This window comes from Corynebacterium minutissimum, from assembly GCF_000805675.1.
GTDB classification, from domain to species: domain Bacteria; phylum Actinomycetota; class Actinomycetes; order Mycobacteriales; family Mycobacteriaceae; genus Corynebacterium; species Corynebacterium minutissimum.
In genome coordinates this window covers 214,301-234,248 of sequence record NZ_JSEF01000006.1, presented here as the reverse complement: position 1 = coordinate 234,248, position 19,948 = coordinate 214,301, and the positions used below count along the sequence as shown (strand labels likewise).

Sequence of the window (19,948 nt, the reverse complement as noted above, 5' to 3'; positions counted from 1 at the left end):
CTATTGGGCAGATTGTGGCTCAGGAGTTCGAGAGGCGCGTATCATTAATCATGATAGTTAAATGATAAACAGCTGCAGTTGGCAACATTGTCTTACAAACGACTTTCCAATACCTCACTCACGACTACGTGAGCTAGGCCTGCCAACAAAAGGTCCTTGCAATTTGTAAGTGATGTCGTCTGCCGGCCCACTTGAGATGAAACGCTATGGAAAAAGAATTCTTCTGTCTAGTTAAAAAGGACTGGCTGGTAACGCCTGCAATGGTTAGCGCATCGAAGAACAAGAAAAGCCTAGATCAAATGTACTGTCATATCTCTGGGATTTCGGGAACCAAGTATGTAGATTCCATTCCCAGCCGGATAGCTCGAAACGTCACCTATGGAGAACTGAAACCCGCTCCTCATAATGAATTCGACCCGAATGCGATCGAAGTTTGGTATGGGAACACGATGCTTGGATGGGTACCAGCCCGCTACGCAGAAAAACTCGCTCCCTGCGTCTCGTATCTCCGCCAACAAGGCAACCGATGCATTGTGCCAGTAGAGGTTGAAGACTTCACAGATCACTATGCACCACTCCTAGAAGAACCTTGGATCGACATTGATCAAAAAAGAGAAATGCAAAAACTAATGTTCAGTTTCACGATCCAGTTACCTACATTCTGGACACTCTTCATAGGTTTCCGAATCGCCTCTTGCTTCGAAGAACTCGACATTATTTGGGACCACTTTTCGGACAATGAAAGAGAAAGCATTAGTCAAGATAGATTTCGCCTTTCAGAGAACACGGTGAAGAAGTTCTACGACAACAAGCATTTAGCAATAGCCTTCCCCTTATTCGAACCAAGGAACATCGAAAACAATTGGCTTCTTCACCAATATCTCCGAAACTACCGTAGGCGGATTAATCGTGAGTTAAAAGCTTACGAACTCAGATTGATGAAGTGGGAAATGTATCAACTCCACCTTCAAGGGCAACCAGCAACCAAAATATCCAAAAGCTTTCCACGTTCGACTGGAACTGTTCGAAAATACATCAACGAGATGAAAGCTGAAGCCCAAAACAGCAAAGACGGGGTTCTAAGTCGGCCAAGCAACTTGACCGAAAAAGAACTGCGCCGCAAATACCAGATTGAGTGGAGCGAATGGGCAAGGTCACCTGAGGAAAGGGATGGCGAACAAACCCCCTTTGCTATCACAGGCTAATCCTTAGTTGGTCTACTGCCAGTGGGCACGGTTGTGGTGAAGCAGAAGGAGCAGCCTGCCGTGCGGAACAAGCGGCCGCGGAGGCTGCCCGCCGTGCGGAGCAGGGAGCTCAGCAATCCGCACCCGCCTACCAAGCGCCGGCTGCACCAGCGCTGAACAATCCAGTGGATAATTACACCGGCTGCCGCACTTACGGTAGAAAATACGCGATGACCAGCATCGACAACATGGGGTCGTTCGTACGCGAAGATTGACTGCACCACACGCGAGGGATTGGGTAGCCTTGGCAGACCGTAGCTTTCGACGTCAGGACTCACAATGAATGTCACTCATACCCTAAGCACTCCGCGACTCAACCTTGAGCTACCGACGGATGCCGATATTGACGCCATCTTTGCCATTCACTCGGACGCCCGCACCTACGAACACCGCCCTGAACTTGCCATGAAGACCAGGGAGGAAGCCACGAAGCTGGCACGCGCATGGCAAGCCAATTGGCGTGAGAAGCAGCTGGGCTACTACGTGGTGTCCACGCTTGATGGCACGACGATAGGTTTTACCGGTGTGCGTCATAGCGAGGAAGCCGGTGAAGAAGTGCTCAACCTCTACTACCGCTTCGCACCCGAATCGCAGGGACAGGGATTTGCCAAGGAGGCTGCGGCCGCTGCGATTGCCAGTGCGCGCGAACGCTTCCCGCAGCTCCCTGTCGTCGCCATCGTCGATCCCACCAATGCGGCCTCGATTGCCCTAGCATTGAAGCTCGGTCTGCAGCACGTTCCCGGCGCAGGTGTGCCGGATGACTACGAGGTGTACCGACTTTCCTAGGTTTCGGCATCCCACGGCACCAAACTTCTGGTCGGGTACCGCGAGTCGATGGTGAAACGCTGGGACACCACCTGGGTGTCATCGTTGATGTCTAACTGGCCGATGCACTCAACGAACTCGGGTGAACGCCAGAACTTTTCATGCCCGGCACGCCATTCACTGGCGTCAGCGGAGCCCTCGCCCTCGGCGATGGCATGCTCGTCACTGACGTCTGCGAGCCTGCAGATCTGAACCTCGGTGGTACGGATGACGCACACCACGGTGTCATGTGAGTCAAGGACTGCCTCAAGGGTGTCCACGCCCTCGCGCGGGTCGTGGCCGAGCGGATACTCGTCCAGAAAGGATGTCGTGGTGGTTTTCATGCCGTCCAGGATCGCGTTGACGAGGGCGTCGCGAAGCGGACCGGGGAAGGCAAACTCGCCACGGGGCAGCTCCGAAATATGTACCAACGAGTATTGGGTCACGCTCCTACTCTATGTACTCAACGAAGCTTGGAAGGCCCTATGGAGAGCTTCTTCTACGAAGATGAAGGGTTACTCCAGTATCTGCTGTGACTTCGGCCTTCTATCTCTCGTAAAACCCGTTACTGGCTTCCGAGCATCACGAGCCTGCGAAGAACCCTTTGCAGGTTTCCGTCATCAATAAAATCTTTAACCGGGGAGATACCCAAGTATTCGACAGCACCAAGAATCTGTGAGAGAAGCGCAAAGGTCTCCTCAGCGGTAGCTTCCTCGATCGACGCTGAAGATAGAAACTCTATTGGGGTCCTTCCGTGAAGCACTTTCCGCGCGTTCTCAACACGGAAAGGCTCGAAGGATTTGGAAAACTCCTCAACAAACGCATTCATCGAGTCTCCTGCTTCATTAGTTTCTGCCAGTTCTGCGACTCTGGGAATGAACTTTGTGAGTTCCGAGTACTTGTTTTCCTTTTCCGGTTCAGCCTCAGGTTGTTCCTTCAATGGCTTGAGAATGAAAATGAGTTCGTAAGGATCCAATCCAAGTGCCGCGAAGATTTTTCGGAGCAATTCAACCTTCATGGTCGTATCCGTATTCACGAATACCCACATGTCATTGGCAAATTCTCTCGCTTTACCGTTCCCTTCCATCCATGGCTCCTGCTTGTTAAACACCAAGCCATTCGTTTCGGCGAACGTATTCAAGGCATCATGATGGTCCTCATCCAAGACAGACAAGAACGAAACAAGCATCTGGGACCAATTTTCTACCGAAAGCTGAGTGCCGTTGAACTCGTATCCTGTAATCGTCCTATTAACAAATCTGGTGTCCTCCCCAAGCGGTTCGCGGTCTTGGAGTGCTGGAGGCGGAGTAAAGGTAGTGGTCGGTAATGGCCAGTGCTCAACAGCAAAATCGGTCAGCTGTTTGGTTCGCTCAGCCATCTGTTCCTCCGCCCACGTTTCTTGCCGCTTAACGTACTCGTTAAGCCGGTAAGATGTTGACACAAAACCATTCTCGTTGTCTTTCTTCTCTGGGAAAGACAAGTTTGAATATGAGCTGTTGTAACCGGTAACCGTTAGATTTCCGATTCGGTGAATCCAGGCCGAGTGGATACTTTCAAAGTCATCTCCCAGCATCTTCTTCCAGGCAGGTGTAAGAGTCTGGGGCATGATGTGCTCAACAGACAAGCTGTCTGTTTCAAGACCTTTGATGATGTCATGGGTATCTAGGGAGTCCCCGTTTTCAAGGTGATCAAATAGATATCTCTTGAAGTTCACCGGAGTGTTGAAGAAATTCCTCGTCAGGAAAGCTTCACGGAACTCCTCATCATTCGGAATTCGTCCGCTGGTATTTGCACGCCGCAGCAAAAGAAAAGCGACAATGTTCGAATACGTCTCCCCTTCCGTAAAGACCTTTCGTACCTCGCCGTACATGGTGGCATAGATCTTGTTTAGAGCGTTCGAAGCCACTGCGGACGTGGTTCGCCTAAACGAATGCGTTTCCACGATTTTGATGACCTGCAATAGGTCACGCTCATCAATAATCCCGCTTCGCGCATCGCGGTAAACATTCCATAGAAAGGGAAGCGTAACATCACCCAAAATCAGATTCGCCCGACGGAGTTGACGATTCACCGATGGAAACTCAGTCGAGCAATCCGAAATATTGCGGTGAAGAATAGCGAACTCAAGCACATCGCTAAGAATCTCTTCCACAGTCAATGCAGACTTAGAGACGTAGAGTTGGAACTCTGGATAAACCCTATCCCTTCGAGCCCACGTGCCTCGCTTGGCTGCGAGATACTGACGGAAAAACCAATCCGAGTGATCCCCCACCTGCTTTTCAATTTGTAGCCAGTAATCTTTATAGAGTTTGTTTTGAATGGCCGTTGGATGATCCATCAAAACGAAATTTCGAATTTTATCGGACTCAGCAAGCGCAACACCCGTCGAATTTAGCGTTTCGAAGATTCGCTGCGGATGATCATGGTCTTCCAAGTCCAAATGCATCACCTGAAGGTTCCAGATGCCACGATTCCAGATATCCTCCGCCGACAAGTTCGTGGAAGCCAATGCTTCACGGAAATAGCGGTAGTTTCTTACTATGTTCGACTCTTCGGGGAGTACCTGGTACCGATTAAATACCGCCTCGTACGCGGAAGCATCATCCTCAATGGGCTTTAGCTTTAGTACTAATTCTCCTCCTTGCCGAGCAAGCAAGTAGGATTCTTTAATGCTCGACGAAAGATTTGGGTCACTGCATTCAATCTCCCGATCCTCAATGGAATGCACAAGCGCCAACATCAAAAGACTTGTCGTGGTAAGACGTTGTTGGCCATCAATGACCTGCCACTCAAAGCTACCTTCAGCCTTGCCGACAATCGATCCAAAGAAGTGCGATGGCTGCCCCGTCTCGATCATGGATTCAATATCATTGAAGAGCCGCTCACATTGGGGCCTTGACCACGCATATTTGCGTTGGTAGACGGGGATGATGAGACGCTTATTTGCACCGTCAAAGATATGAACAATCTTTAGGCCGTTCTTCATAATAGCCACCTTCCGTTGGAGCCAAGCCTTCACCATTCTACGAAACCAGCTCCTAAGGATCTGCAGGTATTGAATCTCTTTTAAGAAAGAAAGGTCTAAAGGAAAACCAAATCATCCCATCGCCGCGTTCCGTAATGCGGACTTCGATGTCACTTAGGCTGTTTCCTCAAGAAATGAAAGGCCCTCGGTTCATTATGCGTTCTCTACAAGAAAAAGCATCCTAACCGAGGACATATAGATGTTTATGGCGCTGGACCACAAAGGCTCAATACACTGCTGATCACGGTCGAAACAGCCGCGAAAGTACCTCTCGTCTTCCCCGTCCGGTCATCTAATCGTGGCCCGTAACGCGCAGTGCCGGAGAATAGCTAAGCAATCTTCGCAGGCGGAACCGGCGCCCCATCAGGCGGCAAAACCTTGGGGTACTTCTTGGAGGCTGCAGTCTGGCCGGCAGCGAGTGGTTCTACATCACTCTCGGCGGCGGCTGTCGATCCTTCGCCCGGCGTGGGGCGCCAGGGGGTGGGGTCCCAGTGCCCGTCGACAAGGTTGCGCTGCGATACCCAACCCAGCACGAAGACAGCCGCACCGCACAGCGCAACGAAGACGAGGCCCAGGGCGCCATTGGCGCGCGTGGACCAGCCCAGAAGGAGGCCGAACCAGCCGAAGTCAGCGTCACCAAAGGTGGTGTTGGCAGAGCCGAAGGAACCAAGAACGCCCAACAGGAACGCTGGCAAGAAGGTGATCAGCAGGCCGTTAGCGAAGGCACCGAAGATAGCACCGCGGCGCCCGCCGGTTGCATTGCCGTAGACACCCGCAGCACCACCAGTGAAGAAGTGTGGGACGAGGCCAGGAAGAATCAATGCGACGCCGAAGGCAGGGTTAAGCCACAGGGAAAGAACTGCCAATCCGATGAGCCCGCCGACGAAAGAGGAAATGAAGCCCACCAACACAGCATTCTGGGCGTAAGGAAAGACGATAGGTGCATCCAGAGCTGGAATAGCACCAGGAACCACCTTGGCAGCAATGCCTTGGAAGGCCGGAACAAGCTCACCCAGAATGGTGCGCACACCAAACAGAATCACTGCCACGGCAACACCGAATTGAAGGCCCTGGGTAAAGGACTGCATGAGGTAATTACCTACGTTGGTGGCACCGCCCTCAAAAGCAGTGAATGCTTCTTCAGTACCCGCGCGTGCAATAAACAGCACGGCCAAGACAATGTACATCAGCGCCATGGATAGCGCGGTAGCGACCATAGAATCACGAAGGAAGCGTAGCCCCTCAGGAAGCTTGAGTTCTTCAGTCGACGGCGACATCTTCTTGCCCTTGCCACCAACGACCTTGCCCACCGCACCCGCGGCAAGGTAGCCGGCTGTGCCAAAATGGCCGATGGCAATCGAGTCATCACCAGTAATGCGGCGGGTCCACGGATGCGCAATCGCCGGTAGGGAGACCATCAGGATACCGAGCAGAACGGCACCGAAGAGAACGACGATCCATGCCGAATAGCCCGCCGGGGCGAGCACCATGGTGAGCATCGTGGCCATGAACAATACGTGGTGACCCGTAAGGAAGACGTAACTCATCGGCGTAAAGCGCGCGAGAAGTAGGGAGACTACAAAGCCCAGAATCATGATCCAGGCGACCTGGCTGCCGAACTGCTCTTGGGCAATGCCGACGATAGCCTCGTTGGTGGGCACCACGCCCTGCGCACCCGTGGCACCGGCAATCATCGTGCCAAGAGGCTCCAGCGATGCCACAACAAGACCGGCACCTGCACCAATGAGCAGGAAACCAAGGGTGGCCTTGATGGCCCCGCCCAGCGCTTGGCCCATGCCGCGGCCCATGGCAGCAAGGCCGACCGCAGTAATGAGGCCGATCAGGAATGCTGGAACGGAGAGAATCTCATTAACAACAAAGTTTGCGATTGATAGTAGGAAGTCCATTTTAGGCCGCCTTAAACGTCGTAGAGCTCGCGCAGAGCCCCATCAATTTCGGACATGTTGGTGAAATCTTCGATGACGTGGATGGGAACGCCGACATCCCCCAGCGTGGCAGCGATCTCACCCGATGTCAGGAGGAAATCTGCTTCCTTGGCGCGGCCCTTTGCAGTGATTGTGTCCGTTGCTTCCACGTCAAGGTACGAGCCCCACCCCCATGCATCGAGGACCTGTTCCAACGTGTTCTTGAGGAACAGCGAGGTGCCCAAGCCATTTCCACAAACAGTGAGAATCTTGCCCTTTGACGGCACCGAATCGCTGCTCTTTTCAGATCGGGCAGCCTGGGGTGTTGCCGTAGCAGTTACGGCAGGGGTCTTCTGTTCTGGGGTTTTCTTTACTCCCGCAGAGTCAAGGGCATCACGCAGTTCCTCTTCTGTGGAAACACTGTCCAAGGCACTACGGGTTGCGGAGTCACCTAGCAGTCCTGCCAGTTCCTTCATGGCTGCTAGGTGCTCCGATGCGTCGCGCGCCGCCAGCGCCACAACAAGGGAGACTGGATCATTTGATTTGTGGCCGAACTCTACTGGCTGCGCAAGCCTTACCCACGACAGCGCCGTGTTCTTCACAGCCTCCGATGGTCGGGCATGGGCGAAAGCGAAACCAGGGGCAACCACGATATACGGACCATTGTGTTCGACGGATTTCACCATCGCTTCCGTGTACTCCTGGGTGGCATAACCAGAGCTTTCCAGCAGATTTCCCGCAAGGCGTATGGCCTCGCGCCAATCACTCGCGCGACCGTTGAGCTCAACAGCTCCGGGCGCCAAGAGCTTATTTATTGTGGACATTTCTTTAGTCCTTCTTGTAGCAGGTACCGATTCTCATTTGATAACCGGACGTACTACAAGTTATTACCAGTCCGACGGTTTGAGTCAAGAACCCCTGGCAGCAGTGGTCTTGCTTCTTCACCGACACTTTAGAGGATGCTCATGCAGTTCAAGGTGCGCGACAAAAGAGCTCGGACACAAGCTTCAAATCTCTTCACAAACTTCAAAGAATTCACAAAATTCATAAACTTCACAAGAATTCAAAAGGATCGTGGGCTAGAGTGAAATCATGAATCCGAAGCCAACCAATCCTTTTACAGCTACCCTCGGCGCCACTCCCCCATTACTGGTTGGCCGCAGCGATGCCATCCGTGACTTCGGTTTTGCGCTCGATGAAGGCCCTGGCGCCCACGAAAGAATCTCACTCATCATCGGCCCACGCGGCATTGGGAAGACTGCTCTTCTCAACGCTTTCGAAGACGAGGCACTCACGCGTGGTTGGCTCACTCTCAGCGACACTGCAACGACCGGGTTTGTTGAGCGTCTGCGCAGTGACATTATCCAACGTCTATCCCGGGACAGGAAGCAGCTCAAGGGCCTCAACGTCTCCATACTTGGTGTTGGAGGCGGGCTCAATTGGGATACACGAGCAATTGCGGAGTCAACGTACTCGCTGCGCAATGCACTGAAGGATCTACTGGCTTATAAGCGCGAACTCGACCGGAAAGCCCGTCAGGCCCCCAGTGGAGTGCTAGTAACATTGGATGAGATGCACCACCAGCGAAGCCAGGAGCTCATAGAGTTTGGCGCTACAGTTCAGCACTTAGTCCGTGAGAGCGAAGACATCTCTGTAGTTATGGCAGGCATTCCTTCCTCAATCAGACCGCTACTGTCCGGGAAACTCAATAGCAGCGGCGATGCCAATCCAGTCACTTTCCTTCGCCGCGCAAACCGCATAGAACTGGGAAGAGTCTCCGATTCGGATGTTCGCGAAGCGCTGGAGGAGCCCCTTCATAGCGCTAACACCTCGTGGTCACAGGACGCGCTGGAAACCGCGGTTGAGGCGTGCCATGGATACCCATTCATGATTCAGCTCGTCGGCCAGTGCTCCTTTAGGGAAAAGGAGCGTTCTTCTGACGGTGTCGCCGAAATCTCAGTCGACGCTGCCCAGCGGGGAGTCGCAACAGCACAGCGCAAGCTCGGACAACTTGTTCATGAGCCCGCACTCTCAGATCTCTCCACCGTCGATCGAAGCTTCTTGGTCTACATGGCCCAAGATGATGGCCCCTCCCAAATATCGGACATCAAGGCCCGCTTTAATCAAACTGATTCTTACGTAGGCAACTATCGCCGCCGGCTTCTCGACGCTGAAATGATCACCACCACCGGCCACGGCGAAGTCGATTTCGCCTTGCCATACTTACGCGACTATCTCCGCGAACACGCAGCGAGCCTTATCGCCGAGGGCTTCGATTACCAATAGCGAATTCGCGGTCGCCGCTTAGGCTGCTCGCCGCAGCTACCCCGCACGTTTGCACCTCTACTATTCGCGCAAAGTTTTCATCCGCTCCGCATTTATTCATCCGTTCACTGGCTGAGGCGCGATGGCCGTCAGTGTCGGCATTACCGCAGTGGCGGGGAGGTGAGCGTCGGCAAGCACGGCGTAGAGCCTCGCCATGCGCCTGCCGGCACCGCATGAATAAACAGGGATAATAGTATGCACCCAGTCGCAAAACCTACATCTACGTGGACTTTCCTGTTAGCGAGGGGAGTTTGAAAAAGCACAAAACCCCCATAGAATTGTCACCTAGTTCACATTCATCAACCTACGGTGACTCCATTCACCAAATAGAGAAATGGCGCGCCTCACCGAGGGCTAGGAAAGGTTCACGCACATGACAACTCCCCCACCAGGCGTCTGGTCCGAGGCAGGAAAGCTCCGCCAAGTGATGGTGTGTGCGCCGGGGCTCGCACACGAGCGGCTGACACCGAGCAACTGTAAAGACCTGCTCTTCGATGACGTCCTGTGGGTTGATGAGGCTAAGAGGCACCATGAGGAGTTCGTCGCCAAGCTGCGTGAGCATGATGTCGACGTTCTGGACATGCACACGCTCCTGAAGGAAGCCCTGGACACGGAAGGTGGGCGCGATTTCATCCTGGATTACAAGCTCCTGGATAGAAACGTCGGTGCTGGAATCGGCGGCGAGCTGCGCCACTGGTTCGAGGAGCTTCCCACGAAACGGCTCGCAGAGCTGCTCATTGGTGGAGTGCCCTTTGCTGAAATTCCCGAGGGCCTAGGCCACGGCATCATTGATACGATGCGCGCGGTCTATGGCCCCACCGCGTTTGCGTTGCGCCCGCTGCCCAATACGCAGTATGCGCGCGATAATTCGGCGTGGATTTACGGTGGGGTGTCTCTCAACCCCATGCGTATGCCGGCGCGGCACCAGGAAACGCTGCTGACCCGCGCTATCTACAACTTCCACCCGCGGTTTGCCAACGCAGATTTCAAGTTCTGGTACGGCAATACTGACGAAGACCAGGGTTTGGCCGCACTTGAAGGCGGTGACATCATGCCGATCGGCAAGGGCATCGTGCTCGTCGGCATGGGTGAGCGCACCACGTGGCAAGGAGTCAGCAGGCTGGCCATGCGCCTCTTTGAGGAAGAAGCGGCCACCCAGATCATCATCGCTGCCATGGCCAAGGATCGCGCGTCAATGCACCTCGACACCGTCTTCACCTTTCTGGATGCGGATAAGGTCACCGCCTACCCCAAGGTCGTTGACACCATTCGCCCCATCGTGTTGCGCCCTTCAACGAGCACGGCGCCTTTCGACGTCGAACTACCCACCGAATCCTTCCTCACCGTTGTCGCTCAGGCGCTTGGCATTGGAACGTTCGAAGTCATCGAGACGGGCGGCGATACCTACACTGCCGCGCGTGAGCAGTGGGACGATGCCAACAACGTCGTGGCAATTGAGCCCGGCGTGGTGGTGGCCTATGACCGCAACAAGCACACCAACAAGAAGCTGCGAGCCGCGGGCGTGGAGGTCGTGGAAATTGGCTCGGCGGAGCTTGGCCGAGGCCGCGGTGGTGGACACTGCATGACGTGTCCCATCATTCGGGATGCCGTGGATTACTAAAGTCTCCTGGGAACATATTTTCGCACTCCTCACCGGACGTTCCTTTCGGCATGCGGAAGGGGTGGTGGTTGAGATAAGGGGGAAGTCGGCAAGCGCGGCGTAGGACTTACCGAAGTAGCGGCCGCACGTCCCCTACCCCGAGGGTGAGAAATGTGGATATGGGCGCGACGGCCGGTAGCGCACAGCCTCAGCAGTACACATTCAACTTTAAGCTCACTGCCAGCACCTTCGGATGAAAGGTCAGAATGTCAACACCTCCAAACAGGGTTAATCGAACGATGGTGCACGAACGGTCAAAACACTGGTCTCCAGGCGCTTAACATTGCTAACTTTCTTGCGGGTGTAAAAAATATTTTTCTCGCTTTATTGAGGAGAGCGTTTCTGGCTCCTAAGATTGTCCCAGGATTCAAGAAGTTACCCATTATTTTTTAAGTTTCTTTAAGGACGGTATCCAGGTGCATATCAAGGGACTCCGCGCGCTCGCGCCGTTGGCGGCCACAGCCGCGATGGCGAGCGCGGCCATCATCGCGCCCGCAGCACAGGCGGCTAACATTCCGCCCATGCCGCAGGCTTACCCCATCACGAACCTCTACAAGAGCTGCAGTGCGGCCGGTGAAGATAACGCCACGCCGGAGTGGCGCTTTGCGGAGACGGGACGCCGCTACGTTAGCGACGGCACCCTACAGTTTAAGAACACCACCAACCAGGAGGTGCCCTACACCGCCTCTGTGGAAACGGGCACCAACCACAAGATTGAGGCCAACTCCAAGGCTGCTATGCCTTCCGGGTGGGACACCACGGCTAAGTCCGATATCGGACTGAAGCTGAGCAACGGTTGGCACGATAAGGAGACCTTTGGCCCCATCACGCTCAAGCCGGGTGAGTCTTTCCGCGTGGAGTACGGCGTGGTGGAAAAGGACTTCATCTCCATGTTCGTCGGTTGCAACGATGACCGCCTAGAGAACATGCCGGGCGCCAACGTCATCCGCGGCAAGGGCCCAGCTGAGCGCTATGCTTTTGCCTACATCATCAAGGCAGACGGTTCCATTTCGGACCTGGCCATGGAGATTCCGTCCCGCTCCCCGGGCGCGAACTCCAAGCCCATCGAGGGCACCTACACCTCCGTCTCCGGTCCGAGCCTGGAGAAGATTGCGGACCCCAAGAAGGATGAAATCATGCAGCCTTCTGAGGAGCTGCAGCGCGATCCGTCGTGGCCCAAGGAGGGCGAGACCTGCGAAGGCCGCGATAGCTCCTGGTACCCGCTGGACATCACCGCGGTGACCCCGACGTTCCGCAAGCCGGGCTACTCCACCGACTTCCTCAACTGGTCCAAGGGCGACTACGAGTACGCACCAGTCACAGACTTCGTCGTCGGCGCAGAGCACGCTCCATACACCAACTGGCAGGGCAACCGGGGTGATATCCCGAAGGGCTGGCTGGAATCCGTCGGTGCGGTCAAGCGCGCCTACATGCCGGTGGGAACTGAGCTCGAGCACATCGACCTAGCCCCGGGCGAGCGCGTCCGCGTGGAGTACGGCACCACCATGACCCGCATCAACTACCGCGAGATCCACTGCGGTAAGGACGGAAAGTACAGCCTGACCTCCAACTACAAGCAGACCACTGCGCCCAGCGGTTTCTGGGCGGAGGCCGCCATCACGGGCAAGGACGGCTCCACCCGTACCGAGGATGTCACCCCGGACGAGTACCGCGACCTTCCGGTTCCTACCCAGACCATCTACTAATCCCTTTCAAATATTCAAGAAGAAAACACCATGTTCAAAACCAAGATCGCTTCCACTACCGCTGCCCTGGCCGTTGCTTCCGGCTTGATCCTCGCACCAGCAGCTAACGCCCTGCCAGCTCGCGACCTGGGCCCGGCCAACCCGACCACCATTGGTGAGCACTGCGCCAACCCGGGCGACACCGGCCAGACCGTCGACATCAAGCGCACCTACTTCGACGGCTCCGCTGGTTCCTGGACCGTGTCCAACTACAACGACGAGCCGCTGCCGGTTACCCGCTCCATCACGGAAACCAAGACCAAGACCTGGAACGTCTCCGCCGGCGTGGACTTCAAGCTGATGGACCTGATCAACTTCACCTTCTCCTCCAGCTACACCGATTCCCAGTCCTACGAGGTCGGCGAGCAGGTCGGTCCGTACAACATCGCCCCGGGCAAGACTGCCGTGCTGCGTGCCGGCTGGGTCGTCTCCGACTTTGAGGGTCAGAAGACCATCTGCGGTTCCGATAACACCTGGCAGCCCAACGGCGGTACCTTCACCGCTACCCTGCCGAAGGAGCGCCACATTGAGGTCTCCACGCGCGATAACAACGATTGGGGTTAAGGCGTGCTGAAGAAGTCCATCGCGAGCACCTTTGCCGCACTGAGCCTGTTGGCGGCCGCTCCTGTTGCCCACGCCGCGGACTTCGGCGGGGACTTCGAGCTGCCCCAGCGCTGGAACGAGGACCACAAGCCGGGCACACACTGCTCGACGCCCGGTGAGAACGGCACCTACGTCACCGCTACCCGCCGCTGGTTCAAGCAAACCGACGCCACCAGCGTGGCCAATCGCAACGATGAACCCGTGCCGGTGAGCCACACCGTGACTCAGGCCCGCACGCAGACCATCGAGGTCTCCGGTTCCATCAAGGGCGTGGGCGAGCTGGCCAAGGTGCTGACCCAGACCTACGGTTTCACTTACGTCAACGAGCAGCACTGGAAGCTCAACCAGGAGGTTGGCCCCTACGAGCTGCCGGCCAACTCCCAGGGCAAGCTGGTGTGGGGCTTCACCATGCTCGACACCGACGGCCAGGACGTGCGCTGCAACTCCGACCAGGAATGGGAGGCTGTGGGCAAGCCCTACTCCGCCACGGTTCCGGAGGCGCGCTACTCCGAGCTGCAGCTTGGTGACGCCCCCGTCTGGAGCTAACTGAACTAGCTCACCTCCCTGAGCCCCACCACAGAGGGCACCCTCGCTCCGCTTTACGACGGCCGCGGGTGCCCTCTTTTTGGCGTTTCACGGTGTGATCAAACGGCAACGAGAGCATTGCAGAACGGCAATGGAACCCTTGCAGAATGGCAACGCGGGGCTTGCAGAACGGCAACGAAAGCCTTGCAGAACCGCAACATCGCAGGTAGATTGACTGTCATGACTGATTCTTTTCTACATAGAAACGCACAAGATCTGGCGGAGGAAATCCTCTCAGATACGCCTGTGCTGACTATTTCTGGCGCACGCCAGGTAGGAAAGAGCACCCTCGTTCATCAATTGCTCGAAGATAGAAAGCATAGGTTCTTTAATCTTGATGAGAGCGCTTCGCTGGCATCTGCACAAGAGGACCCAGACGGGTTTGTCAGGCAGATCCCCAAGGGGACACTAGCAATTGATGAAATTCAACGCGCGCCCGAGCTCTTTCGTGCCATCAAAGGCGCGCTCGAAGAAGATCGACGACCAGGACGCTTTATCCTCACTGGTTCGTCGAATCTCCTTGGCCTCAGAGGAGCTGAGGAGTCGCTCGCTGGCCGTGCAGAAACAATTCGCCTTCACGGCCTTAGCGTGGGTGAACGCTTGGGCATCTACGATGACTTTGCCGGCCGGGTGTGGTCATTAGGGGATTCAGGGCTGAATCCCACGTTTACTCCTTCCCGGAGTGACTACTTTCAGCTCTTCTGCACACCGAGTTTCCCAGGGCTGAGAGATGCTAGCCGGCGGCGACAGCACCGCTGGTTCGACGCCTACATTGAACGAGTACTGTCGAAGGATGCTGCCGAGCTCTACGGTATTCAATTCCCCGACCGTTTGAGCAATCTTCTCAACAAGTTGGCGGCACAAGGAACTGCCGAGCTTGTAGCGGCACACATTGGGCGCGCACTCGATATTCCTCAACGCTCGGTCCCTACCTATGTAACTGCATTGAGTGATGTCTTCTTGCTCAACCAGTTGCCGTCTTGGGGAACCAATCTAGAGAAGCGGGCTATTTCTAAGCCCAAGGTCTTTCTTTCGGATACCGCACTTGCTACAAGCCTGGCCGGGCTTGATCCAGAGGCATTAGAGATGAATATCTCCAGCACGATCACCGGCGGTATCTGCGAAGCTTTCGTCGCCAACGAGCTCTTGAAGCAGAAGGCCTGGTCTTCGATTGACTATCGCCTCTTCCACTTTCGTACGTCCACTGGCAAAGAAGTGAACCTCGTATTGGAATCGCGTTCCCGGGACATTGTTGGCATCGAAGTCAAAGCTGCGATGTCGATTCAGCCGAAAGACTTTGCCGGACTGCGCTACCTTCAGCAGGTTGCAGGCTCTTCCTTCCGCGCAGGAATCGTACTGTATACAGGCAAAGACGTCCTACCAATGGGCGAGAACCTATGGGCAATGCCCATTTCCACGCTGTGGCACGGCTAAACCAGCGACAATAGATATACTGCTCACATGTCCCACCGCATCTTTTCCGTGCCCTTCGCCGACATCTACCCGCACTACGTCAACAAAGTAGAGCGCAAAGGCAGGACTGTCAGCGAGCTCCACGAAGTTATCTCCTGGCTCACTGGCTATTCAGTTGAGGGCTTAGAGCGGGCGCGGGAGGAGAAAGTCACCCTCGAGGAATTCTTCGAACAGGCACCACATCTCAACCCGTCCCGCTCACTTATCACCGGGAGCATGTGCGGATACAAGGTGCAGGACATCGAGGACCCGCTGATGCAAAACATCCGATACATGGACAAGCTCGTTGACGAGCTCGCCAAAGGCAAGGCCATGGAGAAGATCCTGCGCAGCTAATCTCTTCTCGCTGCGCTATTCAGAGCCTCCGGACTTAAGCCACGAAAGGGTATGGCGGCGCGGTTTTCTCACGGAAGAAGTAACGCGCATGCGTATGCCGGACGGATTCCAAGTTCTTAGCACCAATAGCAACGAGTTCAACGTCGGGGTCATCGTTGATTTGATCGAGGTCATGGCGGGCAAGGGTTGCCTCAGTCAAGGTTTCAAACTCGGTGACATTCAATGCACCCGTCGGTCGGTGATACTTGATGAGAAAAGCCGGCATTTTATTCGCTCCTTTCCGACTCATTGTCTGCCCGTCGCTTGTCGAGCTCACTAATGAGTCTATCCAACATCGTAGAAGTCTTTTGCCGCAATAAACGGGCTTCACGCAGCTCTACTGTTTCGACGATATGCTCGGCAAACGGAGGGGAAAGCACATCGAAATACCTCTCCACTTTATACACAACGTCTGAAAGCTCATGGAGTGAGCGGACCTGGGTATTGAATTGCCGCGGTACTTGCTCACCAAACTCCAAGTACCGAATGCCACGACCGTATAAGTCACCAGCCAGTTCGTAGAGGTTGGCCCAACGTGATTGGAGTGCTGTACGTAGTTGGAACTCGGCACGGCCTGCCGGAGAATAAATGTGCAGATGGATCGACCGATACCCAGAGTGCGGCCTTTCTCTCATATCCTGAATTTTGACGCGAGCAGCGCCTTGCTCTTCAAGGTATTGGGCAAGTAATTCAGCGACTTTTGTTTGCTCCGAAAGCGAGACATCAAAGTCCATTCGCACTCCCGAAAAATCCTGGATGCTCTCTAGTGGAAAGCTCGGCATTCTCCTTAGTTTCTCAACAAGCACTGGCCGAGTTTTAACCCTCGAGCCTATGAAGAAACGATTCGAATCCGGCTCCACAACGGCATTTGTCGAACGCTCCAGTGGCACGCCCGATTCGCCCAACGCTGATACGGCCAAGGACTCAAGATGGTCGCAAAGGGCAGACTGTTGAACCAATATGAGCCGGTAAAGCCCCTCATCGATCTCTCTCCCAGCGCGCAGCGCACTGCCTATTCGATGTATCTGCCCTTTACTAAAAGTTGTCGGCTTTTGTTCTAAGAACCTCATGGCTCCCCCTCGTGAGTTGTGCAGCAGTCCGTTTTTGTGAACTGCATCCTGTGCTATAGACACCCTTGCGCCCCACAATGAACCGATTCCCCAACGCTTCAGATGTCTGCTTTACACACTAGAAAGAAGCTAAGACAACAACTCACATACTCGCCCACATGTTCGATTGAACCGATAGATATCATACGAATACTGGCTATACGGATAGGAAAGACTGGCATATTGACCAACAGAACCCTCCCATTTCCCAGCGTTCCGACGCATCCCGCGATACAGTAAGGACACTTCCCTACCTCCCCTATTGAAGGAGACTTCTATGAATTCGTGGCATTGCCGGTCCAGCCTTGGAATGGCAACAGTCATCGCCGCAGGCCTCGTAGCGGTTCCTACTGCGACAGCTCAGGAGCTCAACGTGGATTCCTCTCGGTGCTTGCACGAAGACTGCTTCAGCGCATTTAGTAGCAAGGCAGACGAGGCCGAAGAGTACAAGCCATCTGAAGAAGATGAAGCCCGGGCCAAAGAAATGTGGCAGGAGGCTGAAGACGCCCGCCTCAAGCTAGAAGAATTGAAGAATTCCGGCGCTTCAGCGGAAGAGATAAAAACGGCCGAAGAGGAGTACCGGCTCGCCTCCCAAGCGTGGGGCGAGTTCAGCATGGATATCAACGTCAAAGACGCGCTGCGCTACGAGCACGAGCGCGAGCTTGAGCAGATCGATATGAAGGAAAAGCGCCTCTCCCTATTGGCGGCCGGTGGCGTCGTTGCACTCGTCACCGCGGCGGTGGCTGGGCTTGTTAAGGCAGCAGAGTTTTTCCTCCCGCAGTTGAAGGCTGCGCTTTCCCTGTAGCGAACAACCACGAAACTGCAGGTCGTAATGGATGTCTGCGGTCTCTGTCATACTTGATTCATGACAGAGTTTGAGACCATGGCTAGCGCATGGGCGAGTGGGATTGCGGGCGTCCTCGAGCGCGAGTTCCCCGCTGCCATGCACCATACAAGCACGTCCGCTGATGATTGCCACGTGCGCCCGCGGGAGCTGCACCCGAGTTTCTATGGGTGTTTCGACTGGCATTCCAGTGTCCATATGCAATATTCAGGGGTGCTTCTGGACGCAACTCTCGGCCCAGAGTCCCCAGCCGAACTTGCCGCGCTTCTCGACGAACGCCTCAGCCCCAACGCCCTCGCCGTAGAACAGGAGTACCTTACGCAGCATCCGGGCTATGAAATGCCTTATGGGCGTGCCTGGCTGCTCCAGTTAGCGTCGGTTCGGCCCACCGAACCACTGCTGGCTCTAGCTGAGCTGACCACCCAGCATTGCCACAGCTGGCTTGCCTCGTTAAACCAACCGGTGCGCCACGGCATGCATTCCAATACCGCCTTCAACCTCTTCCTTATCCTCGAAGCAGCAGAGAAACTCGGGCTGGATTCACTGGCAGATTCGGTGCGCGAAGCTGCAGTTCGACTGTTCGGTAATAACCATAACTATCCGCTCGAGTGGGAGCTTTCCGACCATGACTTTTTGTCTAATGGCCTTTCGGAGGCACTGCTCATGTCCCGCGTGCTACCGGATTTCGACGAGTGGTTCGATGGCTTCCTTCCCCACCGGGCCGAAGCACTGGATTTTCTGACAACGATCCCGGAAGTCCTCGACCCCACCGATGGCCGCCTGGCCCACCTCTACGGCCTAGCTCTGTCGAGGGCGTGGATGCTTGTTGAACTCGCCGAGCATTTCGATGACTCCGCCCTACCGCGCGCCCAAGCGCTGGCGGCTAGCGCGGAGCCTCAGCTTATCGAAGGCGACTTCATGTCTACCCACTGGCTCATCACGTATGCGCTGCGCTATCAGCTTGCTACGAAGTAGTACCCTATTTCTTTAATCACCTCACTATCAGGAGCTTGCCCATGGATTCTCGCTACTCGGCGCGGCGCGACGACTACCGCCTGCCGGAAGAGGGGATCCGCATTGATCTTCACAAGGAACGCGCCAGGCGTCGCGACCGCTCTTCCCAAGACCACGCGGGCCCTGCCCTAGAGCGCGCACCCTACCGGCCGCGTCGGCGTCCCGACCACACGCGCATAGCTTCTTCCCCTTCTACCCCGACTACGTCGGCCTCGTCCCGGCGGTCCGCTTCCCCGTCGGTACCCAGCCAGAAGGCGTCCAGCCATGCGGTGCCGGACAGGGCTAGGAGGGGAACCGGGGGACGTCGCCAAGCAGCGCGTCACCGCAAACCCAGCAGTCGCCGCGGGATAGGGATGCTCCTTATTCTGGCGCTGGTGTTCGTCGGTATCATTGCCGCGCTCAACCTCAATCAGGAATCAGATGCACCGGCACCGCAGCCAACAGAGGTGGTGGCGGAGCCCGCTGCCGTCATCGAGCCCTCCCCCGCGGTGGAGATGTACATCCCAGCAATTGATGTTCGCGCAGAATTCGAGGAAGGTTCCTGCCGGGTCAAGGACAATAAAATCAACCCGGATTCGATGAATAAGGCCTGCACCTACACTGCGGACGATAAACCTTATGCGCTTCCCGGCACTGACTCGCCGGACATCGTCGTCATTGCCGGACATACCGGCGCGGGCGTACCAGCAGTGTTCAATAACCTCTACGACGGTCGCGCCGATACTCACAAGGCCTCCGTGGGCGACAAGTTGTTCTTGCGCACGCAGAACTCCGGCGAACAGTGGCTGGTATACACCGCTACCGATCTGCATGACCCGTCCAAGGAAGGCCTTGAGCAGGATGAAAGCATCTGGGGCGCCGATGCCAAACCTGGCCGCCTGCTCACCATCAGCTGTATCCAGCCGGCCAATCCGCTCGCTTCCGCCGTACGCAATGCGGTTGTGGGCTGGCAGTTTGAAGGCGTAACTGCAGCACCAGAAACTGACGGCAATCAGAGCTAAGCTCCCCCTCGGCCATCCCCCCATGCAGGGGGATCCCGACTTCCAGGGGCCTTTGTCGAACATTTTCGCAGGTCATGGTTTCAAACACTTCCGCATTCCCGCAGTGTAAGCGGATTATTTGTGCCCTATCCGAAAGCTTCACCGCATCGAACACGCTGCGTACATGACTCCGCATATACCCAAAAAGTTACGGGAAGTCACATCGTAACTCCTGTG

Annotated in this window: 18 protein-coding genes; 12 read left to right on the top strand and 6 right to left on the bottom strand. The window is 55.5% G+C overall.

Translation table 11 applies throughout. The features are described 5' to 3' along the window. Positions 1-206 precede the first annotated feature (206 nt). Both NX84_RS04210 and NX84_RS04205 read left to right on the top strand, forming a co-directional pair. A complete protein-coding gene (locus NX84_RS04210; protein WP_039674084.1) occupies positions 207-1,205 on the top strand; it encodes an HIRAN domain-containing protein in 999 nt (332 codons plus the stop codon). A gap of 318 nt (positions 1,206-1,523) precedes the next feature. After that, positions 1,524-2,030, top strand: a complete 507-nt coding sequence (locus tag NX84_RS04205; RefSeq protein ID WP_039674082.1) for a GNAT family N-acetyltransferase — start codon at positions 1,524-1,526, stop codon at positions 2,028-2,030. On the opposite strand, the gene NX84_RS04200 is transcribed toward NX84_RS04205, so the two are convergent. From NX84_RS04200 to NX84_RS04185, 4 genes are all read right to left on the bottom strand, one after another. Next, complete coding sequence (locus NX84_RS04200) at positions 2,027-2,494, bottom strand: ASCH domain-containing protein (RefSeq protein WP_039674080.1); 468 nt, start codon at positions 2,492-2,494, stop codon at positions 2,027-2,029. The two genes, NX84_RS04205 and NX84_RS04200, sit on opposite strands and share 4 nt — an antisense overlap. A gap of 119 nt (positions 2,495-2,613) precedes the next feature. After that, positions 2,614-5,034: a DUF262 domain-containing protein gene (locus NX84_RS04195; RefSeq protein WP_039674369.1), complete on the bottom strand. Its 2,421-nt coding sequence runs from the start codon at positions 5,032-5,034 to the stop codon at positions 2,614-2,616. A gap of 368 nt (positions 5,035-5,402) precedes the next feature. Next, positions 5,403-6,980, bottom strand: coding sequence for a PTS ascorbate transporter subunit IIC (ulaA, locus tag NX84_RS04190; RefSeq protein ID WP_039674077.1), 1,578 nt, complete (start codon positions 6,978-6,980; stop codon positions 5,403-5,405). Between the two features lie 11 nt (positions 6,981-6,991). Further along, entirely contained in the window at positions 6,992-7,822 is an 831-nt protein-coding gene (locus tag NX84_RS04185; RefSeq protein ID WP_039674075.1) for a PTS sugar transporter subunit IIAB, read from the bottom strand. Positions 7,823-8,090: 268 nt separating this feature from the next. Here NX84_RS04185 and NX84_RS04180 point away from each other — a divergent pair, with 268 nt between their 5' ends. From NX84_RS04180 to NX84_RS04150, 7 genes are all read left to right on the top strand, one after another. Continuing rightward, positions 8,091-9,284: an ATP-binding protein gene (locus NX84_RS04180; RefSeq protein WP_052319658.1), complete on the top strand. Its 1,194-nt coding sequence runs from the start codon at positions 8,091-8,093 to the stop codon at positions 9,282-9,284. 412 nt (positions 9,285-9,696) lie between these two features. Next, complete coding sequence (locus NX84_RS04175) at positions 9,697-10,944, top strand: arginine deiminase (protein ID WP_039674073.1); 1,248 nt, start codon at positions 9,697-9,699, stop codon at positions 10,942-10,944. 506 nt (positions 10,945-11,450) lie between these two features. Beyond that, positions 11,451-12,689, top strand: a complete 1,239-nt coding sequence (locus NX84_RS04170) for a hypothetical protein (RefSeq protein ID WP_174519846.1) — start codon at positions 11,451-11,453, stop codon at positions 12,687-12,689. A 30-nt stretch (positions 12,690-12,719) separates the two neighbouring features. Beyond that, positions 12,720-13,292 (top strand): hypothetical protein, encoded by a 573-nt coding sequence (locus NX84_RS04165; protein ID WP_039674069.1) that lies wholly within the window; start codon positions 12,720-12,722, stop codon positions 13,290-13,292. Between the two features lie 3 nt (positions 13,293-13,295). Then, positions 13,296-13,877 (top strand): hypothetical protein, encoded by a 582-nt coding sequence (locus NX84_RS04160; protein WP_039674067.1) that lies wholly within the window; start codon positions 13,296-13,298, stop codon positions 13,875-13,877. Positions 13,878-14,096: 219 nt separating this feature from the next. After that, a complete protein-coding gene (locus tag NX84_RS04155) occupies positions 14,097-15,350 on the top strand; it encodes an ATP-binding protein (protein ID WP_052319657.1) in 1,254 nt (417 codons plus the stop codon). Between the two features lie 27 nt (positions 15,351-15,377). After that, positions 15,378-15,725, top strand: coding sequence for a DUF2200 domain-containing protein (locus NX84_RS04150; protein WP_039674065.1), 348 nt, complete (start codon positions 15,378-15,380; stop codon positions 15,723-15,725). A gap of 34 nt (positions 15,726-15,759) precedes the next feature. Here the strand turns inward: NX84_RS04150 and NX84_RS04145 are convergent, their stop codons facing one another. Both NX84_RS04145 and NX84_RS04140 read right to left on the bottom strand, forming a co-directional pair. Continuing rightward, the gene (locus NX84_RS04145; protein WP_039674063.1) at positions 15,760-15,990 is read right to left on the bottom strand and encodes a hypothetical protein; all 231 of its coding nucleotides are present in this window, start codon (positions 15,988-15,990) and stop codon (positions 15,760-15,762) included. A 1-nt stretch (position 15,991) separates the two neighbouring features. Next, the gene (locus NX84_RS04140) at positions 15,992-16,834 is read right to left on the bottom strand and encodes a nucleotidyltransferase family protein (RefSeq protein ID WP_039674061.1); all 843 of its coding nucleotides are present in this window, start codon (positions 16,832-16,834) and stop codon (positions 15,992-15,994) included. A 316-nt stretch (positions 16,835-17,150) separates the two neighbouring features. On the opposite strand from NX84_RS04140, the gene NX84_RS04135 reads away from it, so the two are divergent. Genes NX84_RS04135 through NX84_RS13135 form a run of 3 tightly spaced genes read left to right on the top strand, consistent with a single transcriptional unit; the run spans position 17,151 to position 19,732 of the window. Beyond that, a complete protein-coding gene (locus NX84_RS04135; RefSeq protein WP_039674060.1) occupies positions 17,151-17,678 on the top strand; it encodes a hypothetical protein in 528 nt (175 codons plus the stop codon). Positions 17,679-17,738: 60 nt separating this feature from the next. Next, a complete protein-coding gene (locus NX84_RS04130) occupies positions 17,739-18,692 on the top strand; it encodes a DUF2891 family protein (protein ID WP_039674059.1) in 954 nt (317 codons plus the stop codon). A 41-nt stretch (positions 18,693-18,733) separates the two neighbouring features. Continuing rightward, positions 18,734-19,732 (top strand): sortase family protein, encoded by a 999-nt coding sequence (locus tag NX84_RS13135; protein ID WP_231913707.1) that lies wholly within the window; start codon positions 18,734-18,736, stop codon positions 19,730-19,732. Positions 19,733-19,948 lie beyond the last annotated feature (216 nt).

What these genes read in the sequence shown, in the direction of transcription:
- NX84_RS04210 (WP_039674084.1), top strand. Translation starts at nt 207, where the DNA reads ATGGAAAAAGAATTCTTCTGTCTAGTTAAAAAGGACTGGCTGGTAACG.
- NX84_RS04205 (WP_039674082.1), top strand. Translation starts at nt 1,524, where the DNA reads ATGAATGTCACTCATACCCTAAGCACTCCGCGACTCAACCTTGAGCTA.
- NX84_RS04195 (WP_039674369.1), bottom strand. Translation starts at nt 5,034, where the DNA reads ATGAAGAACGGCCTAAAGATTGTTCATATCTTTGACGGTGCAAATAAG.
- ulaA (WP_039674077.1), bottom strand. Translation starts at nt 6,980, where the DNA reads ATGGACTTCCTACTATCAATCGCAAACTTTGTTGTTAATGAGATTCTC.
- NX84_RS04185 (WP_039674075.1), bottom strand. Translation starts at nt 7,822, where the DNA reads ATGTCCACAATAAATAAGCTCTTGGCGCCCGGAGCTGTTGAGCTCAAC.
- NX84_RS04180 (WP_052319658.1), top strand. Translation starts at nt 8,091, where the DNA reads ATGAATCCGAAGCCAACCAATCCTTTTACAGCTACCCTCGGCGCCACT.
- NX84_RS04175 (WP_039674073.1), top strand. Translation starts at nt 9,697, where the DNA reads ATGACAACTCCCCCACCAGGCGTCTGGTCCGAGGCAGGAAAGCTCCGC.
- NX84_RS04170 (WP_174519846.1), top strand. Translation starts at nt 11,451, where the DNA reads ATGGCGAGCGCGGCCATCATCGCGCCCGCAGCACAGGCGGCTAACATT.
- NX84_RS04165 (WP_039674069.1), top strand. Translation starts at nt 12,720, where the DNA reads ATGTTCAAAACCAAGATCGCTTCCACTACCGCTGCCCTGGCCGTTGCT.
- NX84_RS04155 (WP_052319657.1), top strand. Translation starts at nt 14,097, where the DNA reads ATGACTGATTCTTTTCTACATAGAAACGCACAAGATCTGGCGGAGGAA.
- NX84_RS04150 (WP_039674065.1), top strand. Translation starts at nt 15,378, where the DNA reads ATGTCCCACCGCATCTTTTCCGTGCCCTTCGCCGACATCTACCCGCAC.
- NX84_RS04145 (WP_039674063.1), bottom strand. Translation starts at nt 15,990, where the DNA reads ATGCCGGCTTTTCTCATCAAGTATCACCGACCGACGGGTGCATTGAAT.
- NX84_RS04140 (WP_039674061.1), bottom strand. Translation starts at nt 16,834, where the DNA reads ATGAGGTTCTTAGAACAAAAGCCGACAACTTTTAGTAAAGGGCAGATA.
- NX84_RS04135 (WP_039674060.1), top strand. Translation starts at nt 17,151, where the DNA reads ATGAATTCGTGGCATTGCCGGTCCAGCCTTGGAATGGCAACAGTCATC.
- NX84_RS04130 (WP_039674059.1), top strand. Translation starts at nt 17,739, where the DNA reads ATGACAGAGTTTGAGACCATGGCTAGCGCATGGGCGAGTGGGATTGCG.
- NX84_RS13135 (WP_231913707.1), top strand. Translation starts at nt 18,734, where the DNA reads ATGGATTCTCGCTACTCGGCGCGGCGCGACGACTACCGCCTGCCGGAA.